The following is a 20325-nucleotide window of genomic DNA, read 5'->3' as shown; positions in this document are numbered from 1 at the left end:
AGTCAGAAAGTCGCGGATGCGGGGGATTCGCGCTGATCGCAGACTTGTTAGGGTGCTGCTTCGAGATCAGGGAAGCGCGCCGCCATGACCGACTGGACCGCGGAGAGTGAAGCGGCGTTCGACGCCTATGTCGAGGCCTTGATTGAGGTGATCGGCCACGCCGACCGAGCTGAGCCGCTGAAGGATTACAGCCTCGGACTGCTGATGCCGCTGGAGCGCAAGAGCGTGGAGCCGTTGGCGGCCGTCACGGCGCCGTCGCGGGTGGCGGCCAAGCATCAGTCTTTGCTGCATTTCGTAGGCCAGGCGCCGTGGTCGGACGCGGCCTTGSTGGCGCGGGTTCGCGACTGGGTCCTTCCAAAGATCGAGCACCATGGACCGATCCGGGCGTGGATCGTCGACGACACGGGCTTTCCCAAGAAGGGCAAGCACTCGGTGGGCGTCGCGCGCCAGTATTGCGGCCAGTTGGGCAAGCAGGACAATTGTCAGGTTGCAGTGAGCCTATCGATCGCAAATGACGCAGCCTCGCTTCCGATCGCCTACCGTTTGTATCTCCCGCAGAGCTGGGCGGAGGATCCGGAACAGCGCAAGAAGGCCAAGATCCCCGCAGAGATCACATTCCAGACGAAGCCGCAGATCGCGCTTGATCAGATCAAGACCGCCAAGGCCGAGGGCGTAGCGCCCGGCGTGGTTCTGGCCGACGCCGGATATGGCGCCGACGGCGGTTTCCGCGCGGGCCTGTCCGAGCTTGATCTGACCTATGTGGTGGGCGTTCAGCCCACCCTCAGCGTCTGGCGTCCAGGCGAGAGTCCGCTGCCGCCCAAGCCTTGGAGCGGAAGAGGCCGGCCGCCGTCTCGAGTCGGCCGAACCGACAATCATAAGCCGATCTCGGCCAAGGCCCTGGCCGAGGAGCTCGACGCCGAGACCTGGCGCACAATCGCCTGGCGCGAAGGAACCAACACTGAGCTCAGTTCCCGCTTCGCCGCCGTGCGGCTGCGGCCGGCCTCCCGGGACTACAATCGGCCCGAGGCTCATGCCGAAGAGTGGCTCCTGATCGAGTGGCCTGAGGGCGAGGCCGAGCCGAGCAAGTACTGGCTCTCCACCTTGCCGGTCGACGCGACGATCACCCAGTTGGTCGACACCGCCAAGCTGCGCTGGCGGATCGAGCGAGACTATCAGGAGCTCAAGCAGGAGCTGGGCCTGGGCCACTACGAAGGCCGAGGGTGGCGGGGCTTCCACCACCACGCCAGTCTCTGTATCGTCGCCTACGGCTTCTTGGTCTCTCTGAGGGAGACGATTCCCCCCTCAGCTCCAGCTCGCGCCCAGGGCCGCCAAACACCTGGCCTTCCCGAAAGTCATCGACCGCGCGGATCCTCCGGTCCGACCCGAGCGGCATGTCCCGACCTCGATCCCGACCCTCAGGCGACGCCTGACCGTGGCCCTGGCCAACCGCCTGCAACGATGTCCGTGCTGCACAAGGCCCATGGACCGTCTGCGACAGACACGCAATTTATGACGCAGTAAGACTAAAGCATCGGCCCGAAAAGTGGATTGCGGCTTTCGGGGCAAAGCCGATGCAAAGACAAAGGGTTAGATCACCGGACTGGATACGATATCCGGTCCGGTGATCTAGCAGGGCCAAGCATCGGTGCTTCCGATACCACGATCGGTTTATTCCGCTTCAAAGGCTCCGCCCGGCCTGCGACGTCTGCCGACGACGTTTCAAAGCCCGCAGGGATCGATCATCATGGATAAAGCACTCGCGCATAAGAAGGTTCTCATCGCCGGAGGCGCCTCTGGAATGGGCCTGGCCCTGGCGCGGCACTGCCTCGACGCCGGCGCCGAAGTCATCATCGTCGGACGCAATGAAGCCCGGTTGCGGGCTGCCGAAGAGGCTCTCGGCTTTCCCGGGTCGCTCGCCGCCGTCGTTGCCGATGTGTCCCGCGAAGAGCAGGTGGTGAAGCTCTTCGAGCGCGTCTACGCGCTCGACCATGTCGTCTGCACGGTGGCTGACATCGAGGGCGCTTACGAACTCCTGCCCGCACTCGACCTGAAGGCCGTCCAGAGAGCCGTGGACAGCAAGATCTATGCGCCACTGCTGCTGGCCAAGCATGGCGTCTCGAAGATCGGTCGCGATGGCTCGCTCACCTTCACCTCCGGTATCGCCGCCTACAGGCCCTCGGCCCGCGGGGCTGCGGTGGCGGCCGTGAACGCGGCGCTGGAAGGGCTGGTCCGGGCGCTTGCGGTCGAACTGGCGCCGATCCGCGTCAATGCGGTGTCGCCGGGCTGGGTCGACACGCCGATCTGGGCTTTCGTCGCCGGAGACCGCAAGGACGAGGTGCTGGGCGCCATGGCCGAGCGCCTGCCGGTTGGGCGGATCGGTCAGCCCGATGACATTGCGGACGCTGTTCGGTTCCTGATGGGCAACGGGTTCACGACGGGGACGGTATTGCATGTCGAGGGCGGACACCGGCTGATCTGACCGGTTCGAAACTGTCGCTGGCGGCCAGCACATGCTTGAGCGCCGCGGGCTGGATGCGGCGGCGCCGCCATATCATCGAGAGCGAGGGCGGCGGTCCGGGCCATGGTGCGTCCGCGACCTCGCCGCGCTCCAGGGCCTCGGTGACGGCGAAGCGCGGGACGAGGCCGAGGCCCGCCCCGCTCGCGACCAGGCGCACGATCATGGCGATGCTGCCGACCTCGGCTGCGGGGCTCGGGCGTGCGAGGCCCGCCTGAGCGAAAGCCTCGTCGAACAGCCGCCGATAGACGCATCCAACTTCGGTGACGATGAAGCGCGCGCCGGCGAATGCAGCAAGATCCCCGGAGAGCGCGCTGCGATTGTCGGGGGACCCGATGATGACGAGGGGCGCCGTCGCTATCGCACGCCTGGCCAGACGTTCATCGAGATCCGGCTGGTCGAAACGGAAGGCGACATCGATGTCTCCATCCACCAGTTGCCTCAATAGTTCTCCGCTGCTCCCGATCTTGATCGTGAGCGTGATCTCGGGATGCTTGCGCGAAAAGCCTGCAAGCCATTGCGGGAGCTTCGCCGACGCGATGGTCTCCAACGCGCCGATGGTGACGGATCCGGCAGGGTGCGCCGCGATCGCGCTCATCGCCGCCCGCGCTTCATCCGCCAGTTGCGTCAGCTCCTCGGCATAGGGCTGGAGAACTTTTCCGGCAGGCGTCAGCTCCAGACCGAGCCTCGAACGCGTGAAAAGGCCAACCCCGAGTTCAGTTTCCAGGGCCTGGATCTGGTCGCTCACGCTCGACTGCGCGAGATGAACCTCTTCGGCGGCGCGGGTGAAATTCAGCGTTCGCGCCACGGTCAGGAAGGTCTTGAGCGATCTTGAGAGCATGGCGATGCAGTCCGCGATTGTGCATCGATATGCTACGCGGCCGGCCGCCTGCTGACCACCCGCCGCGCCCTTCCGATCACCCGCAAACGGGCAGGCTGCACCGCTCTTCCCCGTGCAGCGAGGACCGCCGCAGGCGGGCCCGAGCATCCGATTCAATCCACGCGATTGCTAAGCCGGCTCTTGGTCCAGCGTTCGCGTCTGCAGGATGCTGACCGGCGGCCAGGACAGGCAATCCGCGACATCGAAGGTCAGCGTGAACGGCGCAAACGGCCGCTTGGCGAAGTCGAAAGCAGACTCCCGCTGTGTCCCACCGATCGCCATCGCGATCGTCAGATGCGGCCTCCAGTGCTCCGCGAGGTAATGCGGGTCGCAGAGTGCGGGATCGACACGTGCATGCAACCTTGCGTGAGCCTCGATCAGGCGCTGATCGAGGCTGGGATTCAGCCAGAGCACCAGCGGCTCGGTATCGAAGAATTCAATCCGCTCGAAGGTCAGCGCGAAGGCCGGTTCGCCCGCGAGCGCCTCCGCGGCGGCGGCGAGGCTGGATGTCCCGATCGCCGGGCAGCGCGCCAGCGTGATGTGGGGGAAATAGCCGAGCGCGCGGATCGAGGGCGCGGTCTCGAAGGCCGAGGCCTTGTCGACCAGCGCCCAGAAGGGCTTTGCAGGGTCCTGCGTGCGCAGGGTGATGCCGAACATGCTGCAGCCTGTGTGCCCCGCCTCGCCCCTTCCTGCAACTGCAGAAGCGGGACGGAGAGACCGCAAGGCTTCGAGCGTCATGCCCGCCACGGCCCGGCGACCGTGCCTTGCCCTACCCCGGCCAGCCCGAGGCGCGCGCCGATCCAGCCGTCATCGTCACGAAGCGCTGCAACCTGCGCGGCCGGGCTAGATCATAGGACAGGAAATCCTATCCGGTCAGATGATCTAACCCTTTGTATTTGCGCCGGCTCTGTCCCGAAAACCGCAATCCACGTTTCGGGCCGATGCTTTAGAGGGCACCGGGGCGCGCTCCGTCACCCACCCTTCTTTCCGCTCGCATCGAACTGCTTGAGGAAAGCCAGCAGATCGGCGATGCGCTTCTCGTCCTTCAGTCCGGCATAGATCATCTTGGTGCCCGGCACCTTTGTGCGCGGGTTCTGGATGTAGTTGGCGAAGGTGGCGTCGTCCCAGGTCAGCCCGGAATCCTTCATCGCGGCGCTGTAGCCATAGCCTTCGCGGGTTCCGGCCTTCTGGCCGATCACGCCGTTGAGGATCGGCCCGACCGTGTTCTTGGCGGTCTCGCCGAGCTGATGGCAGGCGCGGCACTGGGCATAGACCTTCTCGCCGGCGGCGGCATCCTGGGCACGGGCGGGCTGGGCGGCGGCCGCGAGCAGCGCGGCCCCCAGCAGTGAGGCAAGCTTCATATCGTTGGAGTCCTATGGTTTGGGCGCGAAGGGACTGACCCAACCGCCGCTCTGGGCCGGAGCCTTCGGCGGAAAAGCCTGGGCGAGATAGTCGAGCAGGATCGCGCGCATCTCCGGATCGGGCGCCGGCATGCTGTGCTTCTCGGTCATCCAGTTCAGGGTTTCGTCCCAGCGGACGCGATCCATGCCCTGGCGGCCGACGACCTTCATCGAATGGCAGCCGATGCAGTAGCCAAAGGTTTCGTCGCGGCCGCGGAAATCCGGCAGCGACTCGGGCGTCTCTTCCTGGGCAAAACTGCCGGCGGGGGCGAGGAGGATGGCCGCAAGAGCGGCCATCCGGAGCGAGTGAAGCGCGGCCATCGTCAACCGACCAGGATCGCGGTGCGGTGGAACGGGTTGGAGCCGTAGCCCTGCGGGTTCCAGTTGGTCGCGACATGCGGCTGGGCAACCCCGCGGGAATCCGTGGCGCGGACCCAGAGCTCGAAATAGCCCTCGCTCGGCAGGGTCACCGCGCCGGTCCAGCGCACCCAGTCATAGCGGTTCTTCGGCTTCGCCAGCGTCATGGCCTGCCAGCGCTGGCCGGCATCGAAGGAGACCTCGACCTTGGCGACATCGTGATCGCCGGCCCAGGCGGCACCGCGCAGGGCGACCTCGCGGGTAGTAGCCGGCAGGCGCGTGCCATTGGCGGGCGCGGTGATGATCGAGCGCACCGGCATCGAGGTCATGTCGGTGAAATTGGTCTTGCCGTCGGTATTCGCCCCGGGAATGAGCGGCACGGTCGGGATGCGGTAGGAGGTTCCGCCCATGCCCTGCCCGTCATGCGGGGTTGCGCGCACCAGGATGCGGTTCAGCCATTTCGACGAGAGTGAGGCCGGCCAGCCCGGGACGAGCAGGCGCAACGGGCCGCCATGGATATGCGGCAGCGGCTCTCCGTTCATGGCCCAGACGATCAGCGAATGCGGCTCGAGCGCCTTCTCGATCGGCATGCCGCGCGAGATCGCATCGCGGGTGGTGTCGCCGGAGAGATGCGGATCGGCGCCGAAATGGCCGGTGAACCTGGCGCCGGCTTTGAGACCCGCGGCCTTCAGCACATCGGCGAGGCGCACCCCGGTCCATTCGGCGCAACCGGCGCCGCCATTGGTCCATTGGTTGCCGCGCCCGGCTGGCTGGTAGAAGGAACGGCCATTGCCGCCGCATTCCAGCACCATCCGGAAGGTCTGTGCCGCGAAGCGAGATTTCAGCTCGGCCAGAGTCAGGGTCAGCGGCTCCTCGACCTCGCCCTCGATCTTGAGCTGCCAGGTCTCGGCATTCGCCACCGGCTCGAGGATCTGACCGTTATTGCGAATGAAGAATTTTGAGATCGGCGTGGTGTCGTCATTGAGCAGGCTTTCCGGCGTCTCGGCGACGAGTGGCCGATCGCCCAGAAGCACCAGGCCCTTGTCCTTGCCCGGAAAATCGAAGGGCTGCGGCCCCTTTGGCGGGGCGGCTGCGGGCGCGGCAGCAGGAGCGCCCTGCGCGGCAGCCGACGATACGATCGAGAGGCGCGGCAGGCCGCCAAGCGAGGCGCCGAGCGCTGCCAGGCTGCCGCCGAGCAGGAGGCGTCGCGATGCGCGCGGGGCGGTGGAGCGTTCGGGGATTGAATCGTGATGCGGTTCGGCGGCGGCATCCCGCGCCTGGACGTCTTCCAACATGGTGTCTTCTCCCGAGGACATGTTCCTCGCTGGAGACGACGCCGGGCCGATGCGATTTATTCCAGGTCGAGAAAAATATTCTGGCGGAGCGAAAGAACCGTCAGCCGACGCAGGCCGGGCGGAGGCTGCGCGCCTCGGCCAGCGCCGCGATCTGCTCGCGCGGGATACTGCGTTCATCCTCGGTCAGCCTGGCGACGAGCGCGGCGATGCCATCGAGGCGGGCGGGATCGATGCCCTGCCCGATCAGGGCGTAGCTTGCGTGGTGGCCGTGCCAGGCGCGGATCGCGAAACCATCGCGATCCTGGACGGCTGGCCGTGCCGGCAGGCTGTTATCGACCGGCGCAATCCACAGGCCGACGCGGCAGCCATTGGGTCCGACATAGCCGGCAAGCACGCCGCCGCCGCGCCGCACGGCGGGGTCGAGCGAGAGATGCACGAGGCGCAGCGAGGCGAGCGACAGATCCGGCAAGGCATCGACATCGGCGCCCGCCAGTTCGACGCCGAGGCGCGGCGCCGCGGGCCCTTGGCCGGCCGGCCCTTGCGCGAGCCAAAGCCGATGCGCGGCAACCGCCGCCGTCAGCGGCGGTTCTGCCGGGTCCGCGCGATACAGCCCGAACCAGGCCACGCCGAGCCCGCAGGCGATCAGCAGCGCGGCGGCCACCTGCAGCCATGGCCGAGGTTTCAGCCGTGTTGGCGGCGAGGCTTCCGGCAAGACGAAGGCCGGCGCCTCTTCCTGCGGCGGCAGCGCGCGCATGGTGGCGCGCAGATGCGTCAGCGTCGCGACCTTGGCGGCGATCTCGCGATCGGCCGCGATCGCAACTGCGACCTTGGCCGCCTCGCCCGGCTCCAGCTCGCCATCGACATAGGCGTTGAGCAGATCCCAGGAGATGGTTTCGCGCCCGGTCATGTCAGCCACCCGCCTGGCGGCGCCGTGCGGGCAGGACGCGGAGATTGCCGCCCTCGATCGCCTCCAGCAGCGCTGCCCGCGCCCGGCTGATCCGGCTCATCACGGTCCCCGTGGGAATGCCGAGAATCTCGGCCGCCTCGCCATAGCGAAACCCGGCGAGATCGATCAGTTCGAGGATGTCGCGATGCGACGGATCGAGGCGTTCGAGCGCCTGGCGCACGGTGATCTCGGCGATCAGGCTGTCATGATGGCGCCAAAACGCGCCCTCGGGCGCTTCCGCCTCGGTGGCGGCAAGCACAGAGGCCTGCCCGCGGCGATGCTCGTCGATCCAGAGATTGCGCAGGATCGTGAAGAGCCAGGGCCGGAGACGCTCGTCCTCCTCGGGCGGCGACGCGGCCAGCGCCTTCATGGCGCAGGATTGCAGCAGATCGGCCGCCGCGTCCCGGCTGCCGCTCAGCCGCAGCGCATAGAAAAACAGGCGGTCCCAGTTCCGGCGCAGGGCACGCTCGACGACGATACGCAGGATGAGCCCCTCCGCGATGGCTTTCAGGCCTCATCCTATCGCAGAGGCTCCCGGGCTTCTCAAGGCTCGGGCAGGTTTCCGGCTCGGATGATGACGCGAGGTGCGCCGTCAAGCTCAACAAATGTTAATTCCTTTCCAGCACATGAAAGGAGTGACGCTGCCATAAAGGACCCTCCCGACCTCGCCTGACGTGCCAGAGGCCAGGTCCCAATGACGCGATGAACATGGACCTTCCGACCCTCTGGTACTTGACCGTTGGAACATCGCTGGTCGCCGCAGCGATGACGCTCTGGGAGCGCAAGGCGCATGCCCAGCGCTCGCGCCCACTCGGAATATGGGCCGCCGGCTATGTCGCTTTCGCCATTGGCTGCCTGCTGGCCATGAGGCGCGAGGCGTTTCCCGGCATCACCGGCCCAGCCCTCACCAATATCGTCATGGTTCTCGGCTACCTCCTGGTTCTCCAGGGCGTCAGATGCCTCGACGAGCGCGTACGCATCGGCCGCTGCGCCGCAGTGCTCATTGTCCTGGCCGCTGCCTGGGCCATCGGCGGCGAAGAGGTTCCGGTGTTCTTCTGGACCTATGTCGGCTCGCTTCCGATCGCCGCGATCTGCGGCCTGACGGCGCTTGTCCTGTTGCGCAGCCGCGCTGTGAAGCCCCTGCGATCCCGGCCGATCGCGGTCGGGGTCTTCGTCTGCCACGGCCTGTTCTATCTCCTGCGCGCGACTGTCGCGCCTGTGCTCGTCACAACCTACGGGGAGAGCCTGCTGCCGGTTCTCGCCAAGGTCACGATGTACGAGGCCGTCCTCTTCATGATGGCCATGCCGATGGCCTTGCTGGCGCTGATCCGCGAGGAGTATCAGGCGCAGCTCCTGGCCGATTCCCGCACCGATTTCCTGACCGGGCTGCGCAACCGCCAGGGGTTTTTCGAACATGGCGCCCGGGCGCTGCGGGATGGCGCGGCGCAACGGCCGGTCTCGCTGCTCGCCTTCGATCTCGACCACTTCAAGGCGATCAATGACCGCTACGGGCATGACGCCGGCGATGCGGTGCTAAGGCTCTTCGCCGCCGTGTCGCGCGACATCGCCGGCGCGAACGGGGTCATCGGCCGCCTGGGCGGGGAAGAGTTCGCGATCCTGCTGCCGGGCCTGGACAGCATGGCAGCCAGCCGGATCGGCGAGACTGTGGCCAGGGAATTTGCCGAACGTGCCGCGAGAAGCGATGGCTTGCAGATGACGGCAACCGTCAGCATCGGGCTGGCCGAAGCCGCATCGAACGCAACCGCCCTCGCCGAACTGCTCTCGGCCGCCGACCTCGCCCTCTACAAGGCAAAAGCGCTAGGAAGGAACCGCATCCAGATTGCCGGGGCGAAAGGGGTGTCCGAGGCGGCGTGATGCGCACCGGGGGTGCCGTCGCGGGAAGGTCGCCAGCCGCCGTCGCGGTCAACGATAGCCGTAGGGCCCGCCGGGACCAGCGTGCTGTCCCGCCGAATTGCGCGTGTGTGCCAGGCGCACGGCTGCGCACTAACGCTATGTCGATCCGCGCGTTGACTTAACCTCTCCCAACCGTACCGTAGATTAGAATTCGTCGAGGGGCTGGGTTGGGTATGCGTTCGCGAGTAATCGCTTTGGTGTTGGCGTTGCTGGCCGCGTTCAGGCCAGCTGCCGCGCAAACCTATGACCCCAATTTCAGGGACGCTGAGCGGGCATTCTTGAGCCTCGAGCTCAACACCCGACTCTGGTTTCAGGTCTTCCTGACGAGCGCGGGGCATTGGCCGGCCGTGCCCAATGTAAATTTCTCCCGGAGGCTCTTTGAAGCGACCAAAGACCTTCAGCGGGCACGCGGAGAGGCCCCCAATGGCATCCTCACGGAGGCCCAGGTGGGGCAAATGCTTGCGTCGGCCTCCTCGGTACTGAAGGGCTGGGGATTACGCTGGGTTCCCCATCCGACCCGCGGCCGCTCAATTTGGGTCCCGATAGGGCTCGACCTCGCTGCCTTTCGGACCGAGCGCGGCGTCGAAATCAAGGAGCCGCGCAACAGATTCAAGCTTTTGTTCAATTCCTACCCGACCATAGACGTGAAAACCGCCTACGACGTCACTTTGCGGGAGATGGTCCGAGGCGGCGACCACATCAACTTCAAAGTCCTGAAGGGCGATTTCTTCGTCATCACCGGAAACCAAGGCAGGTATAACCGCTACGTCCGTTACCATACCGATGCTGGAGGCATTCTCGGCTTCGATATGTCGTGGTCTGACGATGACGCTCCCGTCTTCGGAAATCGGCTCGTCACGGTCATTTCCGGGTCCCTTTGGGCTTCGATGACGGGAGCGCCATTCCCCACCGTGAAACGCGGGGGATATCCGTGGGAGAAGAGCGAACCCGAGGTCGCTAGCCTGCCGACCCCTGCCCCGACTCCAACTCCGCCGCCGGTCAGTGCCGAACCGCCAAAGAAAGCCGGATCCAGCGGCTCAGGCTTCTTCGTCTCGAAGGCTGGGCACATTCTGACCAATGCCCATGTCGTCAAGGAGTGCACGACCATTACAGCGCGGCCGGACGGCGGCACTCCCGGTCCCGCTCAGGTGCTCGCGCGGGACGCGATAAACGACCTTGCGGTGTTGAAGCTGGCGGGGCTCGTGGAGCGCACCCTCCCCATTCGAGCCAGTGTCCGGTTGGGAGAAGGCATCGCAGCCTTTGGATTTCCACACACCGACCTGCTGGCGACGACAGGAAACTTCACGCTCGGCAATGTCACGGCGCTGGCGGGCCTTCGGGATGACAGCCGGTATCTTCAAGTCTCTGCCCCGGTGCAATCGGGGAACTCAGGTGGCCCGCTCGTCGATGCTTCGGGCAATGTCGTGGGCGTGGTCACCGCAAAGCTCGATGCGATCAAGTTGGCTGAGTCCCAAGGCGATCTTCCCCAGAACGTCAACTTCGCCGTGAAGGCGTCGTTGGCAGCGAGCTTTCTCGATGCCAATCAGATCGCATTTGACGTCGGGCTGCCGGGAGAGAAGCTGGACCCCGCCGATCTTGCCGAGCGGGCGAAGAAGGCGAGCGTCTTCATTACCTGCCGGTAGTCTCCAAGCTGGATCAAGGCGGTCCGCAGCCGAGGGCTCCCGGAGAGGAGGACGAGGCATGAGACGAGACATGACCTGCGCGGACGGCGGCTGCCTCCGCAGAAGCAGGCTTGAATGACCCTTCTTTCCCCCTTTGCGGCTCGCGAGACCCTCACACCGCCTGGCGTTGCAGGCGCGTCTCCAGCGCGCGGCTGTAATGCGAGATGAAGGAGCAGAACGCGACATAGAGCAGAGCGACGAAGAGGTAGCCTTCGAGCGAGAAGCTGCGCCATTGCGGATCGCCCAGCGCCTGCTTGGTTGCGAGCAGGAGGTCGGTCAGGCCGACGATGCCGACGAGCGACGTATCCTTGAACAGGCCAATGAACAGGTTGGCGATCGCCGGAACGGCAAGGCGCAGCGCCTGCGGCACGACAACCAGCAACGATGTCTGCCAATAGCCGAGCCCGAGCGCCTTGGCCGCCTGCTCCTGCCCGGCGGGCACGGCCTGCAGGCCGCCGCGGATGGCTTCCGCCAGATAGGCCGCGCTGAACAGCGTGATGGCGATGAGGGCACGCAGCAGAGCATCGACCTGCAGCTTTCCCGGCAGGAAGAGCGGAATCATGAACGAGGCCATGAACAGCACGCTGACCAGCGGGACGCCGCGGACCATTTCGATGAACATGACACAGACACCCCTGATGATGCCGAGTTGCGAGCGCCGTCCGAGTGCCAGCGCAATGGCGAGCGGGAATGCGCCGAGGATGCCGCCGACCGCGAGGAAAACCGTCAGCGGCAGCCCGCCCCATAGATCGGTCGCCACTAAGGACAGGCCGAGCACGCCGCCGCGCATCAGGACGATCACGGCGGGGATCCCCAGCAGCCAGCCCGCGATGACGGCCCGCACCCCAAAGCGCAGCGAGCAGCTCGCCAGCACCAGTGCGATGGTCAGCAGCAAGGCAGCGAAAGGTCGCCACTGCTCTTCGAACGGGTAGCGGCCGAACAGGATCAGCCGCAATTTCTCGTGGACGAAGGCCCAGCAGGCCCCGCCCATGGCGCGGCAGGTCGCCGGAGACGCCGCCCACCAGGTTGCATCGAACACGGCCCAGCGCAGCAGCGACGGGACGTAGGTGACGAAGAGGCCGAGCATCACGACCGTCAGCAGCGTGTTGCCGACGCTGCCGAACAGGCGTTCCCGCACCGAAGGGGCGGCGGCGCTCATGACGCCCCCTTGAGCGCGACGCGGCTATTGTACCAGTTCATGAAGCCCGAGATCGCGAGGCTGAGCGCGAGGTACACGCTCATCAGGATTGCGATGACCTCGACCGCCTGGCCGGTCTGGTTGATGATCGTGTTCCCGATCGACATCAGGTCGGGATAGCCGATCGCGATGGCGAGCGAGGTGTTCTTGGCCAGATTGAGATACTGGCTGGCGAGCGGCGGCACGGCGACCTTCATCGCCTGCGGGATCACCACCAGGCGCAGCGCCTGGCCCTGCGTCAGCCCCAGCGCAGCGGCGGCCTCGCGCTGGCCGCGGCTGACCGACAGGATCCCGGCACGCAGGATCTCGCCGATGAAGGCGGCGTTGTAGAGCGACAGCCCGATCAGGAGCGCCGTCAGTTCCGGCGTGATCATGCCGCCGCCGGAGAAGCCGAAGCGGGTCGGCCGCGGCATGTCGAAGGAGGTCGTCGCGGCGAGATCGAGCGCCACGGTGGCAAGCGGCAGCAGGAGCAGCAGCAATCCGGGCCAGAGCTTCGCCGGCGCGCCCGTCAGCTCCGCCCGGCGCCGGGCCCACAGGCCATGACCGGCGAAGGCGACGAGGCCGACGATCACCGCCACCAGGATGAGGTCGGCGCCATGCTGCAGCACCGGGAAATGCAGGCCGCTCTTGGCGAGATAGACACCGGGAAGCAGCTGCGGCGCAGCCGAAGCGGCCGGCAGCATCTGGGTCAGCACCGCGTACCAGAGATAGAGCTGCAGCAGCAGCGGCGTGTTGCGGACGAGCTCGACATAGAGCCTGGCCAGCGGGCTGACGAGGGGATTGCGCGACAGGCTGGCAATGCCGACGACGAAGCCGGCAAGCGTCGACAGCACGATCCCGAGCACGGCAACCACGAGCGTGTTGAGCAGACCGACCAACAGCGCCCGGCCGAAACTCGCGCTGGCGCTGTAGGCGATGAAGCTCTGGCCGATCTCGAAGCCGGCCGCCTGCCAGACGAAGCCGAAGCCCGTCCGGATCGAGCGCGCCTCCAGATTGCCGACGAGGTTCGTGGCGAGGAAGGCGATGGTGCCGGCCAGCACGGCCAGCACGATCACCTGCGTCGCCAGGGCCCGAAAGGACGGGTCGTTCCAGCCTCTCGCCAGGCGCGTCGGCGCGATCGCGACGGCGCTCATCTCAGCGCGTCGGCATGGCGTACATCTGCCCGCCCTTTGTCCAGAGCGCGTTGGCACCGCGCTCCATGCGCAGAGCCGTCCTGGGGCCGACATTACGTTCGAAGATCTCGCCGTAATTGCCGACCCGCTTGATCGCGCGATAGGCCCAGCCCGGGTCGAGGCCGAGTCTCTGGCCCATATCGCCGGTGACGCCGAGCAGGCGCTTGATCTCCGGGTTCGCGCTCTCCTTCATCTGGTCGACATTGGCGGCGGTGATGCCCTTCTCCTCCGCCTCGATCAGCGCCATCAGGACCCATTTGACGGCGGTGAACCATTCCAGGTCGTTGCGGCCGACGACCGGCCCGAGCGGCTCCTTCGAGATCATGTCCGGCAGGATCTGCCATTCGTCGGGATTGGGTGCGTCGGAAGCCCTGACCGAGGACAGATAGGACATGTCGGCAGAGAAGGCCTGGCAGCGGCCACTGAAAAAGGCGGCCCGCGCCTCGTTCTGGGCCTCGAACACGACCGGCGTGAATTTCTTGCCGTTGGCCCGGAAATAATCGGCGAGATTGAGCTCGCTCGTCGTGCCGGTGGCGGTGCAGATGCTGGCGCCGTCCAGTTCGAGCGCACTCTTCAGGCCGAGCGATTTCGGCACCAGGAAACCCTGGCCGTCGTAGAAATAGACGCCGGCATAGAGCAGGCCGAGCGAGGCGTCGCGTGTCAGCGTCCAGGTCGCGACGGTGGTGAGCATGTCGATCTCGCCCGATTGCAGGGCCGTGAAGCGCTGCTGCGGGCTGAGCGGGACGAACTTCTCCCGTGCGGCATCGCCGAGCACCGCCGCCGAGACCGCCCGGCAGAAATCGGTCGTCAGCCCGGTCCAGCGGCCCGAACTGTCGGCGATCGAGAAGCCGCCGATGCCGGTGCTGACCCCGCAGGTGACTTCGCCGCGCTTGCGGATGGCATCGAGCGTCGGCCCGGCCTGGGCCGCAGCGGAAAATGTCGCGGCCGCCGCCAACGCGGCTGCAGCGAGGCCAGACTTCATGAGTCCTGCCTTGACGAATCCTGCCTTGAACAGAGTCTTCACGTGTCCCTCCCCTGGAACCGCCGCTCGCCGCTGCAAACGGCTTGCGGACTTGCGCTCATTTTTTGACCGGCGCATGCGCGGGGTTCGCCGGCTGCGCTCTTGCTGTTGGCCGTATCGCGGCGCCGTCAGGTCACGGCGCGCCGTTTGGCGAAACGCTCGTCGCGCCAGATCCCCGAGGTCATGACGTCGTTGAAGGCATGGGCGGCGCGCTCGATATCGGCATAGCCGAGATAGGCGGGTGCGAAGCCGAAGCGCATCATGTCCGGGGCCCGGAAATCGCCGATGACGCCGCGCGCGATCAGGGCCTGTACGACGGCATAGCCGTTGTCTGAGGTGATCGAGACCTGGCTGCCGCGCGCCGCATGAGCGCGCGGCGTGACGATGGCGGCGCCATGGGCGTGGCAGACCGGCTCGACCAGCTCCATGAACAGATCGGTCAGCGCGAGGCTCTTGGCCCGCAGTGCGGACATCTCGACATCCTCGATCGCGGCGAGGCCGGCGTCGACGACGCGCATGGACAGGATCGGCTGCGTTCCGCACAGCAGGCGCTGGATGCCACCTGCCGGCCGGTAGCCGCGCTCGAAGGCGAAGGGGGCGGCATGGCCCCACCAGCCGGAGAGCGGCTGCGACAGGGCATCGTGATGACGCGCCGCCGCATAGATGAAGGCCGGGGCGCCCGGACCGCAGTTCAGGTATTTGTAGGTGCAGCCGATCGCGAGATCGGCTCCCGCGCCGTCGAGATCGACCGGCACGACGCCGGCGCTGTGGCAGAGGTCCCAGACCGCGACGGCGCCCTTGGCGTGGATCAGCCGGTTGAGCGCCGCCATGTCGCGCAGTTCGCCGGTCTTGTAGTCGACATGGTTGACCAGCACGACCGCGGTGCGCTCGTCGACCAGATCCTCGATCCGCGGGGCGTCGACGCCCTCGAGCTTCAGGACGAGATCGGGCCGCCCGGCCGCCACGCCTTCGGCGACATAGAGATCGGTGGGGAAGCTGCCGCCTTCGGCGACGATGACATTGCGATCGGGGCGCAGCGCGAGCGCGGCATGCAGCGCCTTGTAGACATTCACCGAGACGGAATCGCACACCACCGTCTGCCCTGGCGCCGCGCCGATCAGACGCCCCAGACGGTCGCCCAGCGTATTGACCAGGGCGAACCAGCCGGCATCGTTCCAGCTGCGCACCAGCCCTTCCGCCCATTCCTCGCGCATGGCGACCGCCATGTCGCTGAAGGCAGCCACCGGCGCCGGGCCGAGCGAATTGCCGGCCAGATAGATCGCGCCCGCAGGCAGATGGAAACGGGCGCGCAGGTGCCCCAGCGGATCGGCGCCGTCGCGCCGCGCGATCTCGGACGCCACCCCTGCCCTGTCCAGCGATGCCAGGTTCATCTCGCCTCCACTCATAGCCGATGCCGCCAGCGCGGCCCATCTGTCGGGGACTATCGAGACCGATATCGAAGATGTCAATTGATATATATAATTTTGCCAATCGCGTCATATTATATATATTGCCGGTAGCATGCGAGGATCCAATGGACGAAACCGACGTCGCCACCAAGACCGAAACCGCCTACCGGACGCTGCGCCAGGAGATCCTCGAAACGCGGCTGCGGCCGGGTGCGCCGCTGAAGCTCGGCGCCATGCGGGAGGCCTACGGCATCGGCTGGACCCCGTTGCGCGAGGCCTTGTCGCGCCTTGAGGCCGAGCGCCTGGTCACCTCCAGCGCCAACAAGGGTTACGCGGTCGCGCCCGTCTCGCTGGAGGAGTTGAGCGACCTGACCAGGGCCCGGCGCCTGGTCGAGCTGCCGATGCTGGCGGAATCCATCGCCAATGGCGACGAGGCGTGGGAGACCGCGCTGGTCGCCGCCCATTTCCGGCTCTCGCGCTGCACGCCGCCGGTGGAAAAGCCGGAAGAGCTGGTCATCAGCGATTGGGAAGAGCGGCACGAGGCGTTCCATCTGGCCCTGCTGGCCGCCTGCACGTCGCGCTGGCTGATGCGCTTCTACGTGCAGATCAAGGATCAGCTGCGCCGGCATCACCGCATCCTGTCGATCGCGCCCGCGCTTTCGCACAGCGCGGCGGGCACGCCATGGCAGGACAGCCCCGCCTTCGCGGCCTTGCGCGATGCGCTGGCGCTCGAGCCGCATACCGCCTTGATGAATGCGGCCCTGGACCATGACGTCGATCGCGCCGTCAGGCTGCTCGACGAGCATATCGAATTCACCCGCAAGGTCTTCGTCGCCTCCGATCTCGACGGCGCCCCCGGCCCCGCTTCCTGACCCCTTCGCGCTTTCGCGTCCGTCCCGCCCGTCCTTCCCGCCCGTCGCCGGTCACACCGGGCCCAGACAAGCCTTGATGAGGATATCCATGCCGTCCGTTCTCCCCGGCACCAGCCCGTCGCTCGTTCTGGTCAATGGCCGGATTCTCAGTGAGGCGGGGCCCTGCGAGGCCCTGGCCATCGCGGGAAACCGTATCGTCGCACTTGGGAGCTCCAGCGAGATCGCCGCCCTTGCCTCGGCCGAGACGGAGCATGTCGATCTCGCCGGCAAGACCGTCACCGCCGGCCTCATCGATGGCCATGCCCATCTCGACCGCGAAGGCCTGAAGAGCGTGCTGCCCTCGCTCGCCGATTGCCGTTCGATCGAGGACATCGTCGCGCGCATCGCCGAGATCGCCCGAACGAAGAAGCCGGGCGAGTGGATCATCACCATGCCGATCGGCATTCCCCCCAGCTATGAGAGCGTGCTGGCGGGAATCGCCGAACATCGCTTCCCCGACCGCTGGGACCTTGACCGCGCCGCGCCTGACAACCCGGTCTATATCCGCTCGATCTGGGGCTACTGGCGCTCGACCCTGCCACTGGTTTCGATCGCCAACAGCCGCGCCCTGCGGCTGGCCGGCATCGATGCCTCGACGGTGGCGCCGGCCGCGTCCATCGAGATCTGCCGCGATGCCGCAGGCGAGCCGAACGGCATCTTCGTCGAGACCAACAAGATGCCGGTGGTCGAGATGAGCCTGATGCGCCGGGCGCCGCATTTCTCCGCCAGCGAGCGGGCCGGCGCGCTCGCGGCATCGATGAAACTCTACAACCGGGCGGGCACGACCAGCGTGTTCGAGGGCCACGGCATTGCCGCCGAGGTGCTGGACGCCTATCGGCAGGTCCGGTCCGAGGGTCGCCAGACCGTGCGGGCATCGATGATCTTCAGCCCGGCCTGGCCCTCGACCTCGGCGGAGGATTGCCGGGCCCTGCTCAAGTCCTGGGGACATTGGCTCGCCGGCCGGGGACTGGGCGACGCCTGGCTCGGTATGGCCGGGCTCTACGGCGAGATCGACGATTCCGTGGAGCGGGAGCTGCGCAGCGCAGCCTTTCCGCAGACAGGCTGGGCCGGCTTCCACTATAATTCGTCGCTGCCGCGCGATGCCCTGAAGACGGTGCTGATCGAAGCCGCGCGCAACGGCATCCGGGCGGTCGGCATCCTGCCCAATATGCTCGACCTCTTCGCCGAGGTGGACAACGTCACCCCGCTCGCCGGCCAGGGCTGGGTGCTCGGCCATGTCGTCAGCCTGACGCCGGACCAGGTGAAGCGGGTTGCCGATCTCGGGCTGGCGGTGACCACGCATCTGACCGCCTATATCTACAAGCGCGGCAGCGAGCTGGTCGAAAAGCTCGGGCGCGAGCGGGCTGGCGAGATCGTGCCGCTGCGCTCCCTGCGCGAGGCCGGCGTGCCGATTTCGTTCGGCAGCGACAACGCACCGCTCAGCCTGTTCCACTCGATCGCCCATGCGGTCAACCGACGCGACCGGACCGGCGCCGTCATCTCCCCCGAACAGGCCCTGACACGCGAAGAGGCGCTGGAATGCGCGACGCTCGGCGGCGCGAAGCTGACCTTCGCGGAGGGCGAGAGGGGCAGCATCGCCATCGGCAAGCTCGCGGATCTGGCCGTGCTCTCGGCCGACCCGCTCCGCTGCGCGCCCGACGAGCTCGCCCGGATCGAGTCGCTGCTGACCGTCGTCGACGGGCAGATCGTCTATCGCGCGGACGCCGGCGGCGGGCGCTGAGGGAGGCCGCCATGACCGAACTGCCGACGAAAGCCGTCTTTCTCGACTATGATCAGGCCCGGCTCGACCTGAACTACAATCAGGGCGCCTGGGCCGCCAATGCCGACGAGATCATCGCCTGGTACCGCGAGGCGAGCCTTGCTGCGCATCGCAACCTCACCTGCCGCCCGCTCGCCTATGGCGAGGGGTCGGCCGAGCGGATCGACCTGTTCCCGGCGGCCTCAAAGCGGGCGCCGCTCGTCATCTATGTCCATGGCGGCGCCTGGCGCATGCTCGACCGGATGGACAGCGCCTTTGCGGCGGAAGCCTTCGTGGCCGCCGGAATGAACTTCGCCGTGCTCGGCTTCGCCAGCATTCCCGCGGTCCGGCTGCCCGAGATGGTGATGCAGGTCCAGCGCGGCATCGGCTGGCTCGCCCAGCACGCCAGCGAGTTGGGCTATAACCCCGAACGCCTGTTCGTGATCGGCCACTCCTCGGGGGCGCATCTCGTCGCGGCCGCGCTCACCGCCGAGACGCCGCATCGCATCGCGCCTGGCAGGGTCGCCGGGGCGCTTTGCGCCAGCGGCGCCTATGATCTGGAAGGGCCGATGCTCAGCGCGCGCGGGCGCTATCTCGGCCTGACCGCAGCCGAGATCGCGGCATTCAGCCCGATCCGCCATGTCGAAGCGCTGACCTGCCCCGTTCTCGTCGCTTATGGCGAGGCTGAAACCGACGAGTACCGGCGCCACGCCACGACGTTCCACGCAAGCCTGGAGAAGGCGGGAAAGGCAACGCAGCTGCTTCGCGCCGAAGGGCAGAACCATTTCGAGGTCAGCCGCATGCTGGCTGCGCAGGATAGCCCGATCTTCGACGCGCTCATGAAAGCCGTCTGATGTCTTGCGTCTCCAGGTCGCATTCCCGGCCTGCGCGAACCGGACCGGTCAAGCGGCTTGCCCTGCGCAGGCTGCTGGCGGGGCGCGCGTTGAAGCGCTCCCTGCCAACAAGCCAGCGTGGCTGACAGGTCTTCAGCCGCGGTGCCTGCGCTCTGTCAGCGCCCCTTCCGGTGCAGGACAGCGCGCAGATATCGCGTGGCGCAAAATAGCAAGCCGGACACCAAGTCTCCGGGCAGGGTCCCGACCTCACCGTCAGGAATGGCGCTTCCGGCTCCCCGACTTCAGCATTGTCCCTGACGCGTCACGTCGTAAGCTGCCTGGCTTCTGATCGCTTGCCTCCTTCGACTGGAGGCCACGATGTACGAGGCCGTCCGCTTCATGATGGCCATGCCGATGGCCTTGTTGGCGCTGATCCGCGAGGAATACCAGGCTCAGCTCCTGGCGGATTCCCGGACGGATTTCCTGACCGGACTGCGCAACCGGCAGGGGTTTTTCGAGCATGGCGCCAGGGCGTTGCGGGATGGGGTGGCGCAGCGGCCGGTTTGCCTGCTCGCCTTCGATCTCGACCACTTCAAGGCGATCAATGACCGCTACGGCCATGACGCGGGGGATGAGGTGCTAAAACTCTTCGCCACGGTGGCGCGCGAGATCGCCGGCGCGGACGCGATCCTCGGCCGGTTGGGCGGGGAAGAGTTCGCGCTCCTGCTACCCGGCCGGGACAGCAAGACGGCAAGCCAGATCGGCAAAGCCGTCGCCAGGGCATTCGCCGAACGCGCAGCGCGAGGCGATGGCTTGAACCTGACGGCGGCCGTCAGCATCGGGCTGGCCGAAGCGCAATCGAACGCGACCGAACTGGCCGCGCTGCTCTCGGCCGCCGACCTCGCGCTCTACAAGGCCAAAGCCCTCCTCGGGCGGAACCGCATTCAGGTCGCCGGGTCGACGAGGATTTCCGAGGCGGCTTGAGGCGGATGGGAGGGCTGAATGGCGACAAGCCTGCCAGCTGCTTTCAGCG

19 protein-coding genes are annotated in these 20325 nt (G+C 66.8%); 8 read left to right on the top strand and 11 right to left on the bottom strand.

Going from position 1 to position 20325, the window contains the following annotated elements; all coding sequences use genetic code 11:
• Nucleotides 1-84 precede the first annotated feature (84 nt).
• On the top strand, nucleotides 85-1521 hold the full coding sequence (locus AC1DW9_RS26800) for an IS701 family transposase (protein ID WP_476777546.1): 1437 nt from the start codon (nucleotides 85-87) through the stop codon (nucleotides 1519-1521).
• A 223-nt stretch (nucleotides 1522-1744) separates the two neighbouring features.
• Nucleotides 1745-2479, top strand: a complete 735-nt coding sequence (locus tag AC1DW9_RS26795) for an SDR family oxidoreductase (protein WP_476777313.1) — start codon at nucleotides 1745-1747, stop codon at nucleotides 2477-2479.
• Here the strand turns inward: AC1DW9_RS26795 and AC1DW9_RS26790 are convergent.
• The 7 genes from AC1DW9_RS26790 to AC1DW9_RS26760 all read right to left on the bottom strand — a co-directional run bounded on the left by AC1DW9_RS26790 (nucleotide 2430) and on the right by AC1DW9_RS26760 (nucleotide 7853).
• Complete coding sequence (locus AC1DW9_RS26790; protein WP_476855232.1) at nucleotides 2430-3356, bottom strand: LysR family transcriptional regulator; 927 nt, start codon at nucleotides 3354-3356, stop codon at nucleotides 2430-2432. The two genes, AC1DW9_RS26795 and AC1DW9_RS26790, sit on opposite strands and share 50 nt — an antisense overlap.
• A gap of 168 nt (nucleotides 3357-3524) precedes the next feature.
• Nucleotides 3525-4052 (bottom strand): 2'-5' RNA ligase family protein, encoded by a 528-nt coding sequence (locus tag AC1DW9_RS26785; protein WP_441508332.1) that lies wholly within the window; start codon nucleotides 4050-4052, stop codon nucleotides 3525-3527.
• 314 nt (nucleotides 4053-4366) lie between these two features.
• A complete protein-coding gene (locus AC1DW9_RS26780) occupies nucleotides 4367-4756 on the bottom strand; it encodes a c-type cytochrome (protein ID WP_441508331.1) in 390 nt (129 codons plus the stop codon).
• A gap of 12 nt (nucleotides 4757-4768) precedes the next feature.
• Entirely contained in the window at nucleotides 4769-5116 is a 348-nt protein-coding gene (locus AC1DW9_RS26775) for a hypothetical protein (protein ID WP_476777315.1), read from the bottom strand.
• A 2-nt stretch (nucleotides 5117-5118) separates the two neighbouring features.
• Entirely contained in the window at nucleotides 5119-6447 is a 1329-nt protein-coding gene (locus AC1DW9_RS26770; protein ID WP_476777316.1) for a sulfite oxidase, read from the bottom strand.
• 100 nt (nucleotides 6448-6547) lie between these two features.
• Nucleotides 6548-7354, bottom strand: a complete 807-nt coding sequence (locus tag AC1DW9_RS26765) for an anti-sigma factor family protein (protein ID WP_476777317.1) — start codon at nucleotides 7352-7354, stop codon at nucleotides 6548-6550.
• A 1-nt stretch (nucleotide 7355) separates the two neighbouring features.
• Nucleotides 7356-7853 (bottom strand): RNA polymerase sigma factor, encoded by a 498-nt coding sequence (locus AC1DW9_RS26760; protein ID WP_441508339.1) that lies wholly within the window; start codon nucleotides 7851-7853, stop codon nucleotides 7356-7358.
• A 248-nt stretch (nucleotides 7854-8101) separates the two neighbouring features.
• Here AC1DW9_RS26760 and AC1DW9_RS26755 point away from each other — a divergent pair, with 248 nt between their 5' ends.
• A complete protein-coding gene (locus AC1DW9_RS26755) occupies nucleotides 8102-9268 on the top strand; it encodes a GGDEF domain-containing protein (RefSeq protein WP_476777318.1) in 1167 nt (388 codons plus the stop codon).
• A gap of 317 nt (nucleotides 9269-9585) precedes the next feature.
• Nucleotides 9586-10950, top strand: coding sequence for a S1C family serine protease (locus AC1DW9_RS26750; protein WP_476777319.1), 1365 nt, complete (start codon nucleotides 9586-9588; stop codon nucleotides 10948-10950).
• 151 nt (nucleotides 10951-11101) lie between these two features.
• On the opposite strand, the gene AC1DW9_RS26745 is transcribed toward AC1DW9_RS26750, so the two are convergent.
• The 4 genes from AC1DW9_RS26745 to kynU all read right to left on the bottom strand — a co-directional run bounded on the left by AC1DW9_RS26745 (nucleotide 11102) and on the right by kynU (nucleotide 15771).
• Nucleotides 11102-12148, bottom strand: a complete 1047-nt coding sequence (locus AC1DW9_RS26745) for an amino acid ABC transporter permease (RefSeq protein ID WP_476777320.1) — start codon at nucleotides 12146-12148, stop codon at nucleotides 11102-11104.
• Complete coding sequence (locus AC1DW9_RS26740; protein WP_476768728.1) at nucleotides 12145-13320, bottom strand: amino acid ABC transporter permease; 1176 nt, start codon at nucleotides 13318-13320, stop codon at nucleotides 12145-12147. Before AC1DW9_RS26740 ends, AC1DW9_RS26745 begins: the two co-directional genes overlap by 4 nt.
• Before the next feature lies 1 nt (nucleotide 13321).
• The gene (locus AC1DW9_RS26735; protein ID WP_476777321.1) at nucleotides 13322-14383 is read right to left on the bottom strand and encodes an amino acid ABC transporter substrate-binding protein; all 1062 of its coding nucleotides are present in this window, start codon (nucleotides 14381-14383) and stop codon (nucleotides 13322-13324) included.
• 125 nt (nucleotides 14384-14508) lie between these two features.
• The gene (kynU, locus tag AC1DW9_RS26730) at nucleotides 14509-15771 is read right to left on the bottom strand and encodes a kynureninase (RefSeq protein WP_476777322.1); all 1263 of its coding nucleotides are present in this window, start codon (nucleotides 15769-15771) and stop codon (nucleotides 14509-14511) included.
• A 71-nt stretch (nucleotides 15772-15842) separates the two neighbouring features.
• On the opposite strand from kynU, the gene AC1DW9_RS26725 reads away from it, so the two are divergent.
• From AC1DW9_RS26725 to AC1DW9_RS26710, 4 genes are all read left to right on the top strand, one after another.
• Nucleotides 15843-16661 carry a GntR family transcriptional regulator gene (locus AC1DW9_RS26725; RefSeq protein WP_476768731.1) on the top strand — a complete coding sequence of 273 codons (819 nt, stop codon included), beginning with the start codon at nucleotides 15843-15845 and terminating at the stop codon, nucleotides 16659-16661.
• A gap of 88 nt (nucleotides 16662-16749) precedes the next feature.
• On the top strand, nucleotides 16750-18441 hold the full coding sequence (locus tag AC1DW9_RS26720; RefSeq protein ID WP_476768732.1) for an amidohydrolase: 1692 nt from the start codon (nucleotides 16750-16752) through the stop codon (nucleotides 18439-18441).
• 11 nt (nucleotides 18442-18452) lie between these two features.
• The gene (locus AC1DW9_RS26715) at nucleotides 18453-19313 is read left to right on the top strand and encodes an alpha/beta hydrolase (protein ID WP_476777323.1); all 861 of its coding nucleotides are present in this window, start codon (nucleotides 18453-18455) and stop codon (nucleotides 19311-19313) included.
• Nucleotides 19314-19670: 357 nt separating this feature from the next.
• A complete protein-coding gene (locus AC1DW9_RS26710) occupies nucleotides 19671-20276 on the top strand; it encodes a GGDEF domain-containing protein (RefSeq protein WP_476777324.1) in 606 nt (201 codons plus the stop codon).
• Nucleotides 20277-20325: the final 49 nt, after the last annotated feature.

This window comes from Allobosea sp. P4_E12 (assembly GCF_056401655.1).
Note: the sequence above shows the minus strand (reverse complement) of the source record. Positions and strands in the feature narration are given on the sequence as shown.

What these genes read in the sequence shown, in the direction of transcription:
- kynU (WP_476777322.1), bottom strand. Translation starts at nt 15,771, where the DNA reads ATGAACCTGGCATCGCTGGACAGGGCAGGGGTGGCGTCCGAGATCGCG.
- AC1DW9_RS26710 (WP_476777324.1), top strand. Translation starts at nt 19,671, where the DNA reads ATGTACGAGGCCGTCCGCTTCATGATGGCCATGCCGATGGCCTTGTTG.
- AC1DW9_RS26775 (WP_476777315.1), bottom strand. Translation starts at nt 5,116, where the DNA reads ATGGCCGCGCTTCACTCGCTCCGGATGGCCGCTCTTGCGGCCATCCTC.
- AC1DW9_RS26745 (WP_476777320.1), bottom strand. Translation starts at nt 12,148, where the DNA reads ATGAGCGCCGCCGCCCCTTCGGTGCGGGAACGCCTGTTCGGCAGCGTC.
- AC1DW9_RS26725 (WP_476768731.1), top strand. Translation starts at nt 15,843, where the DNA reads ATGTCAATTGATATATATAATTTTGCCAATCGCGTCATATTATATATA.
- AC1DW9_RS26785 (WP_441508332.1), bottom strand. Translation starts at nt 4,052, where the DNA reads ATGTTCGGCATCACCCTGCGCACGCAGGACCCTGCAAAGCCCTTCTGG.
- AC1DW9_RS26720 (WP_476768732.1), top strand. Translation starts at nt 16,750, where the DNA reads ATGCCGTCCGTTCTCCCCGGCACCAGCCCGTCGCTCGTTCTGGTCAAT.
- AC1DW9_RS26780 (WP_441508331.1), bottom strand. Translation starts at nt 4,756, where the DNA reads ATGAAGCTTGCCTCACTGCTGGGGGCCGCGCTGCTCGCGGCCGCCGCC.
- AC1DW9_RS26770 (WP_476777316.1), bottom strand. Translation starts at nt 6,447, where the DNA reads ATGTTGGAAGACGTCCAGGCGCGGGATGCCGCCGCCGAACCGCATCAC.
- AC1DW9_RS26790 (WP_476855232.1), bottom strand. Translation starts at nt 3,356, where the DNA reads ATGCTCTCAAGATCGCTCAAGACCTTCCTGACCGTGGCGCGAACGCTG.
- AC1DW9_RS26740 (WP_476768728.1), bottom strand. Translation starts at nt 13,320, where the DNA reads ATGAGCGCCGTCGCGATCGCGCCGACGCGCCTGGCGAGAGGCTGGAAC.
- AC1DW9_RS26755 (WP_476777318.1), top strand. Translation starts at nt 8,102, where the DNA reads ATGGACCTTCCGACCCTCTGGTACTTGACCGTTGGAACATCGCTGGTC.
- AC1DW9_RS26795 (WP_476777313.1), top strand. Translation starts at nt 1,745, where the DNA reads ATGGATAAAGCACTCGCGCATAAGAAGGTTCTCATCGCCGGAGGCGCC.
- AC1DW9_RS26765 (WP_476777317.1), bottom strand. Translation starts at nt 7,354, where the DNA reads ATGACCGGGCGCGAAACCATCTCCTGGGATCTGCTCAACGCCTATGTC.
- AC1DW9_RS26715 (WP_476777323.1), top strand. Translation starts at nt 18,453, where the DNA reads ATGACCGAACTGCCGACGAAAGCCGTCTTTCTCGACTATGATCAGGCC.